Annotated in this window: 15 protein-coding genes and 1 pseudogene; 8 read left to right on the top strand and 8 right to left on the bottom strand. The window is 33.4% G+C overall.

What is annotated here, in order from left to right:
• The 5 genes from QXW15_RS07155 to QXW15_RS07135 form a co-directional block, all read left to right on the top strand.
• A partial coding sequence (locus QXW15_RS07155; protein ID WP_342790225.1) for a DegT/DnrJ/EryC1/StrS family aminotransferase occupies positions 1 to 1,071 on the top strand: 1,071 nt, incomplete at its 5' end.
• A 4-nt stretch (positions 1,072 to 1,075) separates the two neighbouring features.
• The gene (locus QXW15_RS07150) at positions 1,076 to 2,155 is read left to right on the top strand and encodes a CBS domain-containing protein (protein WP_048102315.1); all 1,080 of its coding nucleotides are present in this window, start codon (positions 1,076 to 1,078) and stop codon (positions 2,153 to 2,155) included.
• Between the two features lie 34 nt (positions 2,156 to 2,189).
• Positions 2,190 to 3,539, top strand: coding sequence for a TldD/PmbA family protein (locus QXW15_RS07145; RefSeq protein WP_287950462.1), 1,350 nt, complete (start codon positions 2,190 to 2,192; stop codon positions 3,537 to 3,539).
• 5 nt (positions 3,540 to 3,544) lie between these two features.
• Positions 3,545 to 4,840: a TldD/PmbA family protein gene (locus QXW15_RS07140; protein WP_054964164.1), complete on the top strand. Its 1,296-nt coding sequence runs from the start codon at positions 3,545 to 3,547 to the stop codon at positions 4,838 to 4,840.
• Positions 4,841 to 4,908: 68 nt separating this feature from the next.
• Positions 4,909 to 5,538, top strand: coding sequence for a hypothetical protein (locus tag QXW15_RS07135; protein ID WP_054964163.1), 630 nt, complete (start codon positions 4,909 to 4,911; stop codon positions 5,536 to 5,538).
• Positions 5,539 to 5,559: 21 nt separating this feature from the next.
• Here the strand turns inward: QXW15_RS07135 and QXW15_RS07130 are convergent, their stop codons facing one another.
• Both QXW15_RS07130 and QXW15_RS07125 read right to left on the bottom strand, forming a co-directional pair.
• The gene (locus tag QXW15_RS07130; RefSeq protein ID WP_342790224.1) at positions 5,560 to 7,065 is read right to left on the bottom strand and encodes an AMP-binding protein; all 1,506 of its coding nucleotides are present in this window, start codon (positions 7,063 to 7,065) and stop codon (positions 5,560 to 5,562) included.
• Between the two features lie 4 nt (positions 7,066 to 7,069).
• Positions 7,070 to 8,719, bottom strand: a complete 1,650-nt coding sequence (locus QXW15_RS07125; RefSeq protein ID WP_054964161.1) for an acyl-CoA dehydrogenase family protein — start codon at positions 8,717 to 8,719, stop codon at positions 7,070 to 7,072.
• Between the two features lie 356 nt (positions 8,720 to 9,075).
• Here QXW15_RS07125 and QXW15_RS07120 point away from each other — a divergent pair, with 356 nt between their 5' ends.
• On the top strand, positions 9,076 to 10,353 hold the full coding sequence (locus tag QXW15_RS07120) for a hypothetical protein (protein ID WP_054963856.1): 1,278 nt from the start codon (positions 9,076 to 9,078) through the stop codon (positions 10,351 to 10,353).
• Here the strand turns inward: QXW15_RS07120 and QXW15_RS07115 are convergent.
• The 3 genes from QXW15_RS07115 to QXW15_RS07105 all read right to left on the bottom strand — a co-directional run bounded on the left by QXW15_RS07115 (position 10,330) and on the right by QXW15_RS07105 (position 12,302).
• Positions 10,330 to 10,809: a GNAT family N-acetyltransferase gene (locus QXW15_RS07115; protein ID WP_055032507.1), complete on the bottom strand. Its 480-nt coding sequence runs from the start codon at positions 10,807 to 10,809 to the stop codon at positions 10,330 to 10,332. The two genes, QXW15_RS07120 and QXW15_RS07115, sit on opposite strands and share 24 nt — an antisense overlap.
• A complete protein-coding gene (locus QXW15_RS07110) occupies positions 10,787 to 11,608 on the bottom strand; it encodes a nucleotidyltransferase domain-containing protein (RefSeq protein WP_084779385.1) in 822 nt (273 codons plus the stop codon). The genes QXW15_RS07115 and QXW15_RS07110 overlap by 23 nt, the downstream gene beginning before the upstream one ends.
• 343 nt (positions 11,609 to 11,951) lie before the next feature.
• Entirely contained in the window at positions 11,952 to 12,302 is a 351-nt protein-coding gene (locus tag QXW15_RS07105) for a hypothetical protein (protein ID WP_156318726.1), read from the bottom strand.
• Positions 12,303 to 13,168: 866 nt separating this feature from the next.
• Between QXW15_RS07105 and QXW15_RS07100 the strand changes: the two genes are divergently transcribed.
• A complete protein-coding gene (locus tag QXW15_RS07100) occupies positions 13,169 to 14,494 on the top strand; it encodes an ATP-binding protein (RefSeq protein WP_054964177.1) in 1,326 nt (441 codons plus the stop codon).
• 299 nt (positions 14,495 to 14,793) lie between these two features.
• Here the strand turns inward: QXW15_RS07100 and QXW15_RS07095 are convergent, their stop codons facing one another.
• A complete protein-coding gene (locus QXW15_RS07095) occupies positions 14,794 to 16,092 on the bottom strand; it encodes an ATP-binding protein (protein WP_054964176.1) in 1,299 nt (432 codons plus the stop codon).
• Positions 16,093 to 16,424: 332 nt separating this feature from the next.
• Between QXW15_RS07095 and QXW15_RS07085 the strand changes: the two genes are divergently transcribed.
• Positions 16,425 to 16,550 carry a hypothetical protein gene (locus tag QXW15_RS07085; RefSeq protein WP_342790223.1) on the top strand — a complete coding sequence of 42 codons (126 nt, stop codon included), beginning with the start codon at positions 16,425 to 16,427 and terminating at the stop codon, positions 16,548 to 16,550.
• Between the two features lie 59 nt (positions 16,551 to 16,609).
• On the opposite strand, the gene QXW15_RS07080 is transcribed toward QXW15_RS07085, so the two are convergent.
• Both QXW15_RS07080 and QXW15_RS07075 read right to left on the bottom strand, forming a co-directional pair.
• Positions 16,610 to 17,740 (bottom strand): aminotransferase class III-fold pyridoxal phosphate-dependent enzyme, encoded by a 1,131-nt coding sequence (locus QXW15_RS07080; protein ID WP_162200870.1) that lies wholly within the window; start codon positions 17,738 to 17,740, stop codon positions 16,610 to 16,612.
• Positions 17,741 to 17,742: 2 nt separating this feature from the next.
• Positions 17,743 to 18,334, bottom strand: a pseudogene (locus QXW15_RS07075) (APC family permease); the annotation flags it as partial.

Here is an 18,334-nt window from a genome sequence, read left to right as displayed (position 1 = left end):
CCAAACGTGAAACTCGCAATGTCATCAGACCTTGGATCCAGATATTCATTGGAAATAAACGGTGATAATATATACGGTGGAACAAGATACATGGAGGAAATTTATACGGAAACCCATGAAAATATAAAAAAACTGTTTAAATCTGAATATGCCGAGGCCAGGCCACTATCAGGGCACATTGCTGCAGAAATATCTATACTTTCCATTTTAAATAAAAGAAAGATCATGGCAATACCTGAAGATAATGGCGGATATCCTGGATATTTTGGCGGAAATCTTGACCGCATACTGAACTTTAAATCTGTTCCAGTACCAATGGAGGGCTATAAAATAAATTATGATGGACTGGAAAATGTGGCATCCAGTGAAAAACCGGATGCAATTATACTGGGCCAGTCTGTTTTTATTAGGCATTATGACCTTAAAAGAATAAGAGAAATATGTGATAAATATGAAATAAAATTACTATATGATGCATCACACGTACTTGGGCTTATTGCAGGTGGCGCATTTCAGGATGATGCAATGAAATATTCAGATATTTTGTATGGTTCTACACATAAAACATTCTTTGGGCCGCAGGGTGGGATAATAATGACCAATGATAATAAATTATTTGATAAAATAGAGGAAAATTCAATTTTTAAAACATTCGATAATTTTAATTTATCAAGATTTGCCGGCCTTTCCATTGCAGTGGAAGAGATGCTTAAATTTGGTCAGGAATATGCCGGCAATGTTGTTAAAAACACCAGGAACCTGGCACACAGCATGGCAAAAAATGGAGACATGATCCAGCCCGGCACGGAGGATACAGAAACACACCAGATAATATTAAATGAAAATTATTTAAAAACCCATGGATTTAATTTTATAACATTTTCTGAAGAAATGGAAAAAAGCAAAATTATAATAGACAGGGTTGGCAGGGTTGGTACACAGGAAATAACAAGATATAATATAAGCTGCATGGATTTAATATCAGACATTTTTTATGGAATATCCAATAAATTAAATATGTCGAATGAAATTAACAATATAATAGATAAAATGAGTTTAAAATACTGGTGATAAAATGCAGGTTGAGGAATTAATGACAAGGGATCTTGTGACAATTGAAAAGGATGCGACAGTTTCTGAGGCAATTTCAAAAATGAATACAAATGACATCCAGCAGCTTCCAATAGTGGATAATAAAAAATATGTGGCAATGCTAACCTATAAAAATATACTTAGAAGGGGAAGCATTAAGACAAATTCCAAGGTTTATAATTTTTCAATCAATACTCCTGTTGTTGGGGAAAAGGCTGATGTAATAGAGGCTGTAAGGTTAATAAAGGAGAGCGGGCTTAATTCAATACCCGTTGTTGAAAAGGGCATTCTTAAGGGCATAATAACAAGAACAGATATTATAAAAAATCTTGAACAAATAATATCAAATGCAAAAAATATAAAAAATTTCGAAATAATGAATTCGGACGTTGTAACCGTTGAGGAAAACGAGGATATCGAGGTTGCAGCAGATAGAATAAGGCAGCTGGACGAGTATGAAATACCTGTAACAAAAAATGGAAAGCTTACCGGCATTTTAAGGGCCAGGGAAATAATCAATTACGCAGTTATGGATAAGGAAAAAATCACCTATGGTGAATACACATCGGGAAAATCAAAGGTTGAGGTTGTTGTGTCATCGCTTATGGATTCACCAGTTTATGTTGATGAGGATTCAAATGTGCTTGATACTGTAAATGTACTTCTTAAAAATGGCCTTCATATAGTTCCGGTTGTGGATAAAAACATGAAGGTTACAGGGATCATAGGCATATCTGATATAATCAATATAATTGAAACAGGTTCCGAGGAGGGTTTCTTTATAGAGGTTTCTGGCCTTGACCAGGATGACCGCGATCTATATGATATAACATATTTTATGGCAGACAAGTTCATTAAAAATGTGTGCAGGATAATTGGAAACACAGGAAAATTAATATTCAACATTAGGAAATACAAAACAGAGGGCAGGGGAAAATACTCTGTTAGAACAAAATTAATCACGCCAAAGATGACAATGGAAAGGGATGACGCTGACTACAATTACGGAAAATGCATAAGCAGAATTTTAAAAAATTATGAATCAACAATAAAAGAAAAATGATTTTATGGAATTTGCAGATAAAATTTTAAGTTATTTGGAAAGGCAATCCGAATACTGTGAGGTAAGATTTATACAATCCAGTGAGAATTATTACCATTATAATAATGGCAAGTATACAGGGTCCGGCCTTTCTGAGGATTCTGGATATGCTGTAAGGGTTCAAAACGGATCAATATCCATGGGGTTTTTTAATGATGACAATTTTGATGCCATAAGGGATAAACTTGATGCTGTAATAAAAAAATCCAGATTAAAGGGAAAGAACAAAATTGACCAGGGCGGTGGCATAAGGGATGCATGGAGGGAAAATGGAAAAAAAGCAGTTACAGATTTCCCGGATTCTGAAAAAATTGATATTTTAAAATCAGCAGATGCCTTAATGGATAATGCCGGTGCCAGCCTAAGAATGAACGCCCTTCATGATAGGCAAATAAAACAATTTTATATTAATTCATCAGGAACAGAGATTAATTCAGAATACTCAAGGATATACTATGTATACAATGCTGGAGTCTACGATTCAGGGTCATTTGAGGAGACATATAATGAATTTGGCTATACCGGCGGATATGAGAATCTACTTGAACTAAATCTGGAAGATATAATAAAAAATGATATTAAGTCAATTCAGGGTGCAATAAGGTCCCACAGGCCGGAGCCAGGCAAGTACGATGTTGTAATAGGGCCGGATATAAGCGGTATAGCCGCACATGAGTCTGCCGGCCATCCCATGGAATATGACCGTATTTCAGGAAGGGAGTCCGCACAGGCAGGCGAATCATTTATAAGGCCTGATAATTATCCTCTAAAAATAGGAAGCAGTGCAGTGAATATCATAGATGATCCCAATGTTGCAAAAAGCTTCGGCTATTATAAATATGATGATGAGGGAATTAGGGCCAAAAAAAGGTATTTGTATAAAAACGGGTACACATCAGAATTTATTTTAAACAGGGAAAGTGCGGGATTAAACAATTCAAAGTCAAATGGCGGTGGCAGGTCCTCAGACTGGGATATGGAGCCACTTGCAAGAATGAGCACAACCTATCTTGAGCCTGGGGATTATACATTCGATGAATTAATAGAGGATATAAGGAATGGAATATACATAAAAAATTATACCGAATGGAATATAGACGATATAAGATTTAATGAAAAATATGTTGGCAGGGAGGCATATATAATAAAGAACGGCAAAATTATGGAACAGGTTAGAAGGCCTGTGATAGAAACAAACACAGTAAAATTTTATACATCCATGGATGCAGTAGGAAATGATTTAAAATTCAGTGCCGGCATATGCGGAAAGGGAGACCCCGAGCAGGGTGTTGATGTCTGGATGGGAGGTCCCCATGCAAGGCTCAGGAATATGTATATAAAGTGATTCCCATGGATATTTTATACATATCAAAAAGGCTTGCCGAAATCTGTGATGAGTATTCAATAATTGAATTAAGAGATGATACCGAGGAATTGAGGTTTTCAAATAACACCATGGACATATTTAACAGGTGGTTTGATTCAGGAATAAAGATATTTGCATCCAGGGGAAAGAAAATAGCAGAGGCATCATTTAATTCTGTTAATTTAAACTATGATTATATAATAGACAGAATAAAAAGGATGCTGTCAATAAGCCCTGATTACATTTCATATAATGGCATTAATCCTGAGAAAAATGATTATAATATGGAAATAACAAACTTTGAAAGGAGGGACATATACGATATTTCACAGCAGCTCATAGACGCATCATTAAAAAACGGTGCTGAAAGGTCTGCAGGTGTAATTTATCAATCATATGAAACGGTTCATGTTAAAACACCTTACAATGATGAAAAATTTTCAAGGCCCGGAATGGAGATTGTTTTGAGGTCCTTTAAGGGAAATTTATCAGGCCAGGAGAACTATCATTTTGGCCCCGGTTCAATTAAAAATATTGATCCCTACAGCATGGTAAATGCTGCAGTTCTTCCACTGCAGTCACAATATGATAATCTGGATATTCCTGAGGGGAAATATGATGTTATAATGTCCCCAAATGTAATTGGAAATCTTCTTTCATACAGCTCAGGCTTTTTTTCATTTTTTAACATAGAATCAGGAAGCAGCCCTTTTAAGAATATGCTGGACAAAAATGTGGCCTCAGGTTATGTTAATCTAAGCGATGAGCCCGCGAATATAAATGGCATTGGTTTCAATCCTGTTGATGATGAGGGCACACTGACAAAGAATCTTGAAATAATAAAAAATGGTACACTTAAAACATACCTGCATTCATATTCCACTGCCATGGAGGCCGGCACAAAAACCACAGGAAATGCCGGGATAATATATCCACATGCATGGCAGCTGCACATGCATGGTGGGAATAATAAATTTGATGATATAATTAATTCTGTTGACCATGGAATATTTATAAATAATGCATGGTACACAAGATTCCAGGACGAGGAAAACGGAATATTCTCAACGGTTCCAAGGGACGGTGTATTTCTTATAAACAATGGAAAAATTAGCAAGGCCATGGGTGGAATAAGGATAAGTGATTCAATACCCAATATACTTAAAAATATTAAAAAGGTTTCATCCGAGGAAAAGTATGTAAAATGGTGGGATGAGATATCGCCATCAATCATGCCCTATGTTCTTGCTGAGGATGTTAACATTACAAAGGGATTTTAATTTTCTTAAATTGAAATACCTAAATAATTTGTAAATAAAGTTTTATAGCAATAAACAATCCTAGTTTTATGCTTATTACATCAAGAGCATTTGTGGAAATATCCGTTATTATCATCCTGCTTCTGACAGCGGGACTTACCTCAGTTATTTTTATGAAATATCAGAAAAATCACGGTCTGCATCTACTGTACTGGGGACTGGGCCTTCTCGTCTTTGTTATTTCAGTATTCCTTGAGCTTTTAATGGCTGCGGGGATATTCTCCAGATTTTTAATAGATTTATACCTGTTTCTGGTTGCAATACTGGTTGATTTCCTTGCCATGGGGTCATTTGCACTCTTTGGGAATAAAAAATACCTTAATTATTATTATTTATATACAGGACTTGCATCCATATTTTTGCTTATTACACTGATAATATATCCGGTTGGGAAAATTATAATACACCATATTGTTTTTGGTCCACTCCCATTGATGGTTGTGGTTTCCTCATCGTTTGTAAGTTTTCCGGCAGCGTTTTTCATCATTTTAATAGCGGCATTAAGCTATAAAAAATCCAGAAACATAAAACTCCTGAGCATAATTGCCGGCGTCATTGTCGTAAGCATTGCCGGAACACTTTACATAGCGGCAATACCTGTATTTCTTTACTATGCTGAATTCATAGGGATACTGCTCCTATGGATAGGCTTTAAATAAATATTATTTGTGGATAAATTTTTACACCATTGTTCTTAATTTTGCCTTGTCAATCTTTCCGACACTGGTCATTGGCATTTCTTTGATTATCCTGAAACTTACCGGTATCCACCATTTTTTTATATCACCTGATTCAGCTCTTAAATCCATAAATTCCCTAAGTTTATCAAGATCTATTTCCCCTGAAGCCTTAATCCATGCCACAGGTCTTTCTCCCCATTTCTCATCATTAATGGCGGTTACAGCACATATATCAATTCCAGGAAATTCAGATATTATTGATTCAAGAATTGATGTTGGTATCCATTCCCCTCCGCTCTTTATTACGTCCTTAAGCCTGTCCAGTATTTTTATGCCACCACTGTTAGTTATCATGGCAACGTCACCTGTTTTAAACCATCCACCATTATATGGATTCTGCTCCTTTATATTCAGATATTTTCCAGGAAGCCATGGGGAACTTATCCAGAGTTCACCCATGGTATTGTTTTCAAGTATTTTGCCGGAGCTGTCCCTTACAGACGCCTCAACCATTGGAACAGGATGCGTAATGGAACGCAATGATTCCAAATCACCATCATTGCCCAGTGATATTGATGCTGCAAGCATATCTGTCCCACCATAAATGGTGGAAAATTTTATGTTTTTTGCCCTGAGCCTGCTGGCAATGCCGTTGCTTACCGGTGATCCACCTATAAGCATCTTGATTCCATTTAAATCATCATTAACATCATGGGATATGAGATCATAAACCATTGTTGGTACAGCATTGATCCACGTAACCTTATTTCTCTTTATCATGGAAATAACATTGTCAGGGCTATATTTTCCTGTTAAAACATAGCTGGACCCAAGGTATGCAGCATGAAATGCTGAACCCCAGGACCATATATGGTAAAACGGTATTAATGAAAGAATCGTATCATTATGGTTCAGTGATGCGGGGGATGGAAACATGCCAAGCTGGTAAAGTATGCTCATGGCACCGTTTACAGCCTTTTCGCTGGTATATAAAACCTCCTTGGGTTTTCCAGTTGTTCCTGAGGTAAAAAGTATTGAATAATCCTCATTACCAGATATTTCCCTTTCATATGATGTATCAGCAATCAAAAGATCATCAAAATTTTTATAATTTTGATCCGGACCAATAGAAATAATGTGGTCTTTTGGCATGTCCCTTCCAATGCCTGCATTAATGAAATCCTCTGAGGCAAATATATACCTTGCCCCTGACTCTCTAATAGTTTCCATAACCATATTCCATGGAAGCTTAATATTAACAGGATAAATTATGGATCCGGTCATTGCAGCAGCATATAAAAGTTCCAAAAATTCAAGAGAATTGTAATCTGCCACCGCAAATACCGTCCCCTTGGATATGCCCATTTCATTCATGGATGTGGATATTTTTAATACATTACTGTACAGCTCCCGGTATGTGACTGTTTTTTCTCCTATTACCTTGTGCTCTGGAAACAGGCTGTAGGCCCGTTTTAAAATATTAATTACGTTATAACCATACGCCATTTTATCACCTGTTTTTAATCAGGCGTTCACGCCGTTCTATATGTATAAGTGAATCAGATAATGACAGTGCATCATTATCATAGTCATTTTTCTCCACATACCTTCTAAAATATAGCTTACCGGCCGTGATAAAATCATTATTCCCAGTTTTATTGCCCATGTAAATTAGAAGAATGCTGGCCATTGAATTGCCAATTAAATCCATTAAATACTTTGCATGGAACTGCGAGGCTATATCATCCATGGATAAAATCCTGTCAATGGATTCATTAATAATGCTGTAGCATGAACTGGCAATGTCCCTGCCATCTTTAATTTCATTCACCATTTTATTAAAGTCCTGAAGCATTTTAATGTGTGCCTCCTTCCTCTTTATTGCCTCAAGCATATCAAGTGCCTGTATATTGCTTGCACCCTCCCATATGGGTGTTATTAAGGCCTCCCTGTGCCACCGTTCTATTGGAAACTCGGATAAAAATCCTATACCGCCATGGAGTTCAGTGGCCATTTCTGTAATAATTGATGATGACTCTGCTGTAATGTTTTTTACAATATGCGTCATTAACCTTGTATAATTATAATCACCGTCATATGGTGGTTCAGATTTTATGGAGTTATTAAATAATTCAATGGTTTTAAACGTCAGTGCAATGGAACCCTCCAAGAGTATCTCCATATCCAGCAAATCCCTTTTAATTCCAGGATGTTCAATTAGAAGTGATCCAAATGTTTTTCTCCTCATTGAATAATAATAGGCCTCTAAATAAGCCTTTCTTGCAATCCCACATGCTGCTGCAGCATTATCAAGCCTTGAAACCATTAAATCTTCAGTTATATAATAGATTCCGCGACCTGCATCACCAAGCATCTGTGCCTCAGATTTATTAAGCTCAACCTCACCAGACGGCACGCTCCTTGTGGCACTTTTCTCCTTGAGCCGCCTAACATGGTAATTTAAATCACCATTAATATTCCTTCTTGGCAGCACAAAAAGTGATAACCCCTTTGCACCATGGTTTCCATCATGAAATGCAGATGTTAATGACACATCAGCTAGGCCTGCATTGCTTGCAAAGTATTTATCCCCGGTAAGGTACCATAGATTATTTTTTGATTCCGCCACTGTTTGATTTGCACCAAGGTCACTGCCCCCCTGTATTTCGGTAAACCATGTTGCACCAAGCATTATATTATCTGAATCACCAATAAGCCCTGAAACATAATCATTGAAGGCGCCATTGCCATACTTGTGCAGGGCATATGCGGTTTGATGTGTAAGTGTTATTATACAGTATATTCCCGGATCTGCAACAAGATAACCCATTGCATAATGTTCTATTATGGATTTTCCATGAAAATATGGTTTATTTATGCCAAAGTCCTTAATTAGTTTTTCAATGGTCTGCTTTTCCATGGTATCTATAAGAACGCTGTCTATTCTTTCACCGTCTATTCCCCACATTTTAAGTACCGGTGGTGATATTTTATCTATATAATCTGTAATTTCATAGAGTTCCTTTCCGGCATATAAACCCAGCCGGTCAAGGTTTAATCTTTTTCCAGCATAAAATTCAAGGATTTCCTGGAATGGCTTATCTATTTCATAATGGTTCATCCCATAAATATTTGATATATGACTGTATGTGTCGTCCATAATAATTTAAATGGTTATGTGTATATAAAAATATTTAAAAGGAATAATGTGCTGGATTAATATATAACATAAACAGTTGTTATGTTAAGCCTGCCATAATGAAATTATTGATAATATGTGATAAATATCATTATAAAATATTAATTAAAATATTTTATATAATTTTTTCAACGGTTCACAAAATGCAGAACTTTTATTATAACATCTATCCATACGTGCATGATTTTATTTTTTCATTTCTCATTGAATGTTCCTTTATTATATTTTTTCCATTTATATTGGATATACTGGCATAGAAATATAAAAAATAAATTAATAAAAAGTTTTATATATAAATATAGGTTTATTATTTTGGCATGGAAAAATCCCAATTAATTGAAAAGAGATTTCAGGAGTATGAAAAAGCCGAAAAGTTATTAAAAAATAGAAAACCAGAAAATTTTTCAATAGAAAAATTATTTCCAGAGCTTAAACTACCCGAAGTAAATAGTCGCAAAACTTATGGTTATTACATATTTGATAAACCAGTATACGCCTTGATACCATATTTAGATGATATAATAATTAATGTACCGCCGTTTAAAAATAGGGAGGCATTAGAAAAGAAATTAAAAATATCATTGGATTATTTAATTGAACTCCAGGAAAGAAATAGAGTATCAATTAATCTGGATTCTGATCCCGTCGCCTATGAAAATTTAGATTATATGGATGAGATAATAGAAAACGCCCCATCATCACAAATAAGAAATGATATGTATTTGAAATTTATCAATCCTGAAAATAATTATTCAGAGATTTCAAATAAAATATTTGATGGGAAGTTATTCGATTATGCCAAAAAAATTAAATGGGATGCGTATGTTAATAAATTTGAAAATGAAATTGAAAATACAGCCAAGAACATCTTAACCCAGCTAGGTGCACTTGGATATAAATCCCTTTTTGATAAACTCACCGGCGGTAAATATTCTCCTGAGGAAATATATAATTTAATATATACATATTCCTCGTTTCTTACAGATCCTGTATTTTACTCACTGGAAGGTATAACACCCATTGATAAGTACTCTATTGAAAATCCTCTTAATTCGGACGCATATAAGGATATATCACCATTACTTAAAGATAAAATCGGCCAGTCTAAAAAAATTATGGAATTTCCCACCGACGTTGGTATTGAACTTTTAAGGAATAACGGCGTGTATTTCCCATCAGGAATAGATACTGCATTGCAGATTGATACAGAAAAGGCCAGAAAAGCATTATTTGAGTTGGATAGGGCAATCAATGAAAGAATGGATAGGGAAAAAATAGTGGATAGAAAAATTGCGCTTGAAGAGGAATTCAAGCAAATTAACGACGCTGTTAATGTTTATAATAAATCACAAAATAACAAAATAAAGGATAAAGTAGATATAACAATAGGAATTATTGGTGCGGCATCTTCATTATTCCTTGATAAACCCCTGCTTTTAGCATCCCTAATAACCACTGCATTATCTTTAGAAAGTGTTAACATTCCCACAAAAATAGCAGAAAGAATATTAAAATTTAGGAAGCCCAGCCATATAGTGGCCTATATGGATTTTCATAATGAAATAAAAAATTTAAATGTATCTGGTAAAAACTAATATGTCCTTATGGAACTCCATATCACTCATCCTGCATTCAATTTTAAAATTGTTTTTTGTAAAAAAGTTTATACTTTTATAATTATCCCCATAAACTTCTGTTACAATTTTGTAACATCCATATTCTTCAAATTTTTTGATTATTAGATTCAGCATATCTGTTCCAATGCCCATTTTTCTATATTTTTCATCCACGAAAATCCCCAATATTGTCCCAACGTTTCCAGATGAAAATATATCCATATAGCCTAAAATACCATTTTCGTTTTCATAAACAAAAATATTATAGTTTTGATAAACATTCGCCTCTATGTATTTTTTTAACTTTTTTGCATCTGTAACTTTGTAGCTGAATGCACCAGAGGCAGAACCCACATTGATCATATTTGCAATGGAACCATAATCTTTTGGTTCTGCCTTTCTAATTATAAATTTATGGTTTTGTTCTATATTCATCACCTTCATAAATAAAATCTAAATATGTCTTACTTGTAATTATATTCTCATGGCTTATGACCTCAATGGCTTCTGAGATCATTGAGTTCAGGACATTAACTTTAATCATTAAATTATCTATAGATATTTCAGTGGTTTTAATCAATTTTGTTATGTTCTCCTTATAATTTTCAGGGAGCCAAATTAATTTATATGAATTATATAGGCGCCACTTGGTGTCAGGTATGAACTCATGGTTTAAACAGTAAAGAAGCTGTAAGAAGAGGTCAATGGATTCATTTAATAGTATATACGAACACTCCAGACAGCCTCGTTTATACATTAGGTCTGGAGGTAGTTTAAATTCATAATTTTTGGGTATTTCGTATTTTTCTATAGAAAATCCCTTCCATTTTAATTTCATAAGAATGTTTATTATATCCTGTGCCCTTTCCTCGTCGCCATAAATCAATTTGCTTTGCAACAAATTATAGATTTTATTATCGTGATCTAATAATAAAATGCCCTCTTTAAATGCCTGCCTCTGTTCATGTGACCATTTGGCATTTAACCATGAATTGTATTCAAATAGCATTATATCCAAATCAAAATTTTTAAATATTCTTTCTCCGGGTACTAAATTGGTATTATAATTGTAAAATATTCCGAGGTCGATATCTGAATATTCATCTGCATATCCCCTGGCCGCACCACCTAATAGAACCACCCCAACTATATCCTTATCTTTCCTTAAATCCTCTATAAATTTCTTAGCTATTTCTATATGTTTATTTATTAGTTGGGACATTTTGTTATCCATATTATAATATAAGAGACTAATATAAATATCTACGTTTCTAAATATATATTTTGGTAATCTCTTAAATGTAATAATATTTTTAATAATATAGATTTATGGTATTAGATTTCCCGTAAAAATTGCGCTTATTATATACTTTCTCCTGTTCATTTGCAATAACATTTTCCGATACTTTATAATCACCTTAATTCTGCATCACTTTTTTAATATAAGGTATATTTTCTCATACATCACATTATTTTCAATACGAGAACCTATTTTTGATTCTACCTTACTTATTTTGTTATTTTAAGTAATTATTAAAAAGCCTCATTTTTTATTTAGGTTGTTTACCATATTTTGTTTAAATATAAATTCCCCTGTTAATAATGAAATATAGTTTGCTGAATTTAAGTTTAAAATGTGCCCAAACTTCATATCTCTCTGTTGGATTAAGCCTTGGGTAATTTGCAACATCATCAAGTACACCTAATATAAATCTATCTACATCAGGATCAAGTATAAGTTTGTGCATGGTTACTGTCTCATCACCGAGATACTCTCCATGTTCCCACCTTGGTATTTTCTGGTCAAATACCTTTTCTGTGTATAAAATTCCCTGATCATATAAATCCTTTAATGCTGGAAATAACGCATCATATGTATTATCTACCTTTCTATTCACCACATCAATAATTGCTCCACCTTTTGCCATATTTTTCACCTCATTTTTTCTTTCTTTTTTTGTTAATATCACTTAACTTATTTTCTTTCCCAACTGTTCCAGTGTCAAGGTCTTCATTCTTTATTATTACCCCCTATCCTCCATATACTTACGGTAAAATGAATAGAACGCTGAACCTGGCTCATGACCTAATAACCCTCAAAATCTACAGGTGTTACAAACCCATTCTTTATTAGTGTTAAAACCCTTTACCATGACCTTGGTGTTGCGGCCGCCTGTTCTAGTATCTTTGGATTTACATCATATAGACATTTTTCATTCATTGGCCCTTTAAGAAAATCAGTTAATGATGTTATTAAATAGTATACCTTAAACCTTGTATAAAGCGGTAATGGTAGATTATGTATAGGATTTTTGCATCCAAACTTATATTGCCTGCTGTTATTAGTGAATACATTAATATATCCTGATTTCCTAATTTATCATTTAGTACAATTCGGTAGAACTCCGATTTTATTGACTGACACATTGTGCTGGTAAATACCATACGCCTTAATCACATACCATAGATTATACCAAAATTCTGTGCTAATATATAGGATTGATGAATTGCTATAAATGCAATGATGATGTTAAATACATGTTTAGTAAATGGTATCATTTATCAATACATAGAATATGATGCCCGATCGATACTTAATCTGCATGGATTATAATCAGTATTAAAAATATATTTTTATTATTACTAATTATATAATAAATTTATAAAATATGTTGTCCGTATCCTTAGTATGATACATTATGTATCTAATATTAATTTGTTTTATAAAAAAACAAAATATAACATATATTGTTTTATAAGAAAACAATTTTATATAACTTTGTATTACATTTACATGGAAGGCAGTAAATTAGCATTTAGAAAAGTTATCTCTGAATGGTTAACAGGAGATTTACCATATGCACGTAAAAGAGACATAAATATACCATTAAAATCTGAAAAAATTATTACAGTGATAGGACCAAGAAGATCGGGCAAAACATATTTTTTATATTTTGTAATTAATGAACTATTAAAAACCGAACCGAAGAATAATATACTGTATATAAATTTTGAGGACGATAGATTAATAAATATAAAAATCTCCGATCTTGATGATATAATACCTATATTTTATGAAATGGCAAATCCTGATAAAGAGAAAAATATTTACCTATTTTTTGATGAAATTCAGAATATAGAAAACTGGGAAAAATATATAAGAAGGCTCTACGATACAAAACAATTTAGAATTTATTTATCAGGCTCATCATCGAAATTATTAAGCCGTGAGATTTCAACCTCCTTAAGGGGAAGAAACCTTGAATATGTTATAATGCCACTAAACTTCAGGGAATATCTTGAATTTAATGGGAAGGAATATTCTTACCTAACAGGATTCACTGACAATAAAGGATATATTATTTCTGAGCTTAGAAATTATCTTGAATATGGTGGATATCCTGAGGTTGTTATAGAAAAAAATAATGATAATAAATTAAGAATATTGAGATCTTATTATAATACAATTTTCTCAATGGATATGGCAGAACATTTCAATATTTCCGAAGTTAATGTCCTGGATGCCTTTTTAAAATATATAATATCAATATATTCAAAATATTTTAGCATATCAAAAATTTACGGTATATTCAAATCAGCTGGTTATAAAATAAGTAAAAATAAACTGCTGGAATTTTTGTATGATTCCGAGGAGGTATTCTTTATGTTCTATCTAAAAATATACAGCCGGTCGGAGAATAAGAAATTATCATACCGGAAGAAAATATATGTTATAGATTCTGGAATAATAAATTCGCTTAAAAATGAAATGTCCATTCCGAGATTAATGGAAAACATAGTATTTTTGGACTTAAATAAGAGAGGCATGGAAAATAACTTTAGTATAGCTTACTGGAAAGAATACGGAAAGGCTGATGGTAAAGAAATTGATTTTGTTTTATATGATTCACTAAAGATCATTCAATTAATCCAGGTAACATATATATCAGATATAAGTGATATTAATTCCAGGGAAATTTCTGCGCTTTTGGCCGGTGCAAGATATTTTAAGTGCCATGACCTTCTCATTATAACATGGGATTATGAGGGATATATCGAAAAGAATGGTGAAAAGATAATTTTTATACCCCTCTGGAAATGGCTTCTTAACCTTAAATAATTTCTAAATCAATAATTTTGTTAAAATGTTGGATAATGACCAGAACTTATCATGTCAAAGACAGGGGCAAAGGCCGGTGCCATTTCTGGTTTGTTGCATGGCCGTTTTCTTGACTTTTTGGTCTATTACATTGATTATTTATAAAAATGATGTGATGAAGTTTTTATCACAGGATGCTTTAAAAGAATTATCGGCAGGGATGAACTCATTTTGGGATAACATAATAATATTATTAATCCAAAAGACCATTAAAAGAGGGTTTATTTTATAATAATCGGTGCCATAACATAAATCAATATTTAGAAGTTAAATAAAGCCCATAACCAGAATGGAATATACTTTATTAAAATACCATTGATTGATTCTTCTCCTTCATAATCATAGGTTATTATTTTCCCGGTATTCAAACCAAGGTTCATTGCGGCTTCCACAAGGGCAGACGTTTCCCTGGATCTTGTGCCAGGGTCCGACACTGAGTAAGAAACCTGTATGAGTTCTATATTTTTTCCAGTAAGAATGAAATCCACTTCCTTTCCTGATTTTAGCTTAAGATAATTTATACTCATAGCAGGAGAAGCATTCTTCAATAATTCCATAAAAACTGCGTTTTCCAGTGCCCTTCCCCTATCAATGTCGGAGAAAAGCCGGGAAATGCCTATATCTGTTATATAGATCTTTGATTGCGTGGCCATGCGCTTCTGTACACTCTTTTCATATTTCTCAAGTATATTTACGAGAAAGACAGATTTGGAATAGTAAAGAAAATTTAACAGTGTTATTCTGCTTATTCTCCTTCCGGTACTTCTGAAATAATTTAACGCCTTTACCGAACTGAAATAGGAGGCATAGCTGCTGGAAAGAATTCTTAGAAATATGTTTAAATCTCCAACCTCTCTGATATTGTATCTTCTCACTATATCCCTGAAGAAAATTGCATCAAAGTAGGATGAAAGAAGTTCAAGTTTTCTTGATGGTTTGTCTGTCATTGCGATTTCAGGAAATGACCCATATTCCAAAAAATCATCAACCAACTTTAATACGGTTCCTTTCTCAATAGAATATTTATACAGTTTGTTAATTTTTAGCCCCTTTGCGGCCACATATTCCTTAAAAGAGAATGGATAAACAATATATGTGAGGTTTCTGCCTGCAAGCGAGGTGGCAATTTCACTGCTTAACAATTCAGATGAGGAACCTGTTACAATAATTCTATATTTTCCCATGTCATAGATTTTTCTAACCCATTTATCCCAGTTTTCAACAACCTGAATTTCATCAAGAAAAAGGTATATGGTACCATCAGGGTTGAAAAGTTCCTTATGGGCAATGAGAAGGTTGTCAAGATCTGATGCAACTATTCCTACAAGTCTCTCGTTTTCAAAATTCACATAAATAATATTATCATTTTTAATGCCTTTTTTTAAAAGTTCAGTCATGCACTGAAACATGATATAGGTTTTACCTGTTCTCCTTGAACCGGCAATTGCAATTATCTTATCAGTTTCCAGATCAATGTGCATATCACGTTCTATCATATTTGGTATTTTATATTCCTTCCAGAGCGCTAAAACATATTTGAAATCATCAATTGTTACCATTATTGTACAGTATACTGAACATACTATTATATTTTATGTATATTATACTGTACAATTTAAGCAGATTATAAACAGTCTTATAAAATTGGGCATGCCGTTATGTTACCTTCATAATGTTAAATCATTGAGTCTTTATATTTCATGACAAAACTTGATTTTATATGCCGATTTTAAATTTCATTGTTATTGATTATTTTCCAAATTTAGAATAAACGAAGTAATAAAAAGAATAGTTAAAGTAGCATTATCATTCCCTGATGAGGACTCTGCAATGAAGATATTTTATTTAAAATCAATACGTTTCGATTCTTAGCAGTCATTCAGGAACATGAATGGATAATATAAATGCCATGATGAGATTAAAAATATATTCAATAGGAGGTACCCTTTATAAATACACAGAATATGGTACACGATCTGTTAAAATAAGGCCCCAATCATTTAATTATATAATTTAATCTTCCTGATTTTTCATTGGTAAATAACTAAATACCTTTGATTTTGACATTTCTAAATATTATTCTTCAAGTACATTAATAATTTTTTCAATTCCTGAATCCAGCGTTTCTTTATCTATAAGCACAGGTGGTGTGATCTTTAATACATTATTTGATTCACCTGTAAGCGAACATGCCAGATTATCAGAAAATAATCTGTTTCTAATGTTTAATGCATATTCCGGATCAGGATTGCCAACATCATCAGAGAATTCAATTCCAATCATAAATCCAAGCCCCCTTACAGATGATATTTTATCATTTGAAATCTTCAACAGTTTTTTAATTATATTAACACCATTATTCCTGACAAAATCTAACCTTTTTTCATCAAGTGATTTAATAACCTCAAGTGCCACCCTTGAGGTAAACATATTACCGCCCTGCATGCTTAATACATCATTATATGGCAAATCCCAGGAGTTATTATATAAAACCGCCCCAAGTGGAAGGCCGGCAGCCATGCCCTTGCCAATGCAAACCATATCTGGTTTTATATTGTATTTTTTAAATAAAAACATTTCACCGGACCGGCCATAACCAGTATATACCTCATCAACAATTAAATGAAACCCAAGATTCTTTGATATTTCGATTATGTAATTTATAAACTCTTTTGGTAAAACATTCACACCCCCATCTGACTGTATAAGTTCTATTATAACTGTTCCATTATCCAATGAAAATGGACTTTTTTTAATCAGGCTGTTGTTATATTCAATGGCATTTTCCACTGAAATTTTATTATCAGGTATCTTTAGATGGATTATTCTATTATTTATATCATATCCGGTACCATTTGAAACAATCTTTGTTAGATATGTTAATCCATGGTAGGCACCCTCAAGGGAAATAACCGGAAAACCATATCTTGTTAGTGCTGTGTCGCAGGCCTCTGTTCCGCTTGTGGTGAAAGCCGAATTTTCAAATCCGGATAATTTTTTAAGCGTATTTTTTAATTCACATTTATAAAAATTTCTGAATACAAGGCTGCTTACCTGCGGCACCAGCCATTCCGGTTTTATGAAATTGTAACCTGTTGTCATTGCCGATCCGGAAAAATCTAATATAAGATTATTTCCACTTTTCACATAAAATTCTGATGCGCCATCAATCTCTAATGTAAATGGTTTAAATTCAGGTTTAACCATCATTAATCCCCTGTTAACTCGTCAATTGTTTCAACATTTGTTGAGTTCCTCCTTGCATATATTATTATTACGCCAATGATTATCCATGCAGGTATTAATATGTATATAACAGAAAGGGGCATTGTCAGGCCCAAAAGAGAATAATAAATGGCTATGGCCATTAGTACAGATGCTGCGGTTGGTGCTATAATATAAGATATGGGTTTCATTTTTAATTTTTTCTTTTTTATAAATAGTGCCAGGGAATTATTTGTGGCTATATGGTAAAGAAGGGTGAATATTGTTATTGCAGTGCCCCATAATGCAAAACTGTCAAAAAGGCCATTTGATTCACCATAATAATAAACCATTGGCACTATTGTTAGCAATACTCCAATAACAACAATCAGGAATAACCATATGGTTGCAACATAAGGACTGCCATATTTTTTGTGTACCCTTGAAAAGCTCTCTGGCATCAGCCCATCCCTGGCAAGTGCGAATAATGTCCTTGCCCCGCTATTTCCGAATATAACCGGTGAAAATATCTGTGCAATGACAACAAAAATAAATGCAAATACAACTATATCAAGACCATAAAACTGCTGGGCTATG

It is taken from the genome of Acidiplasma sp. (assembly GCF_038728925.1).
In the GTDB taxonomy this organism is placed as follows: domain Archaea; phylum Thermoplasmatota; class Thermoplasmata; order Thermoplasmatales; family Thermoplasmataceae; genus Acidiplasma; species Acidiplasma aeolicum.
Note: the sequence above shows the minus strand (reverse complement) of the source record. Positions and strands in the feature narration are given on the sequence as shown.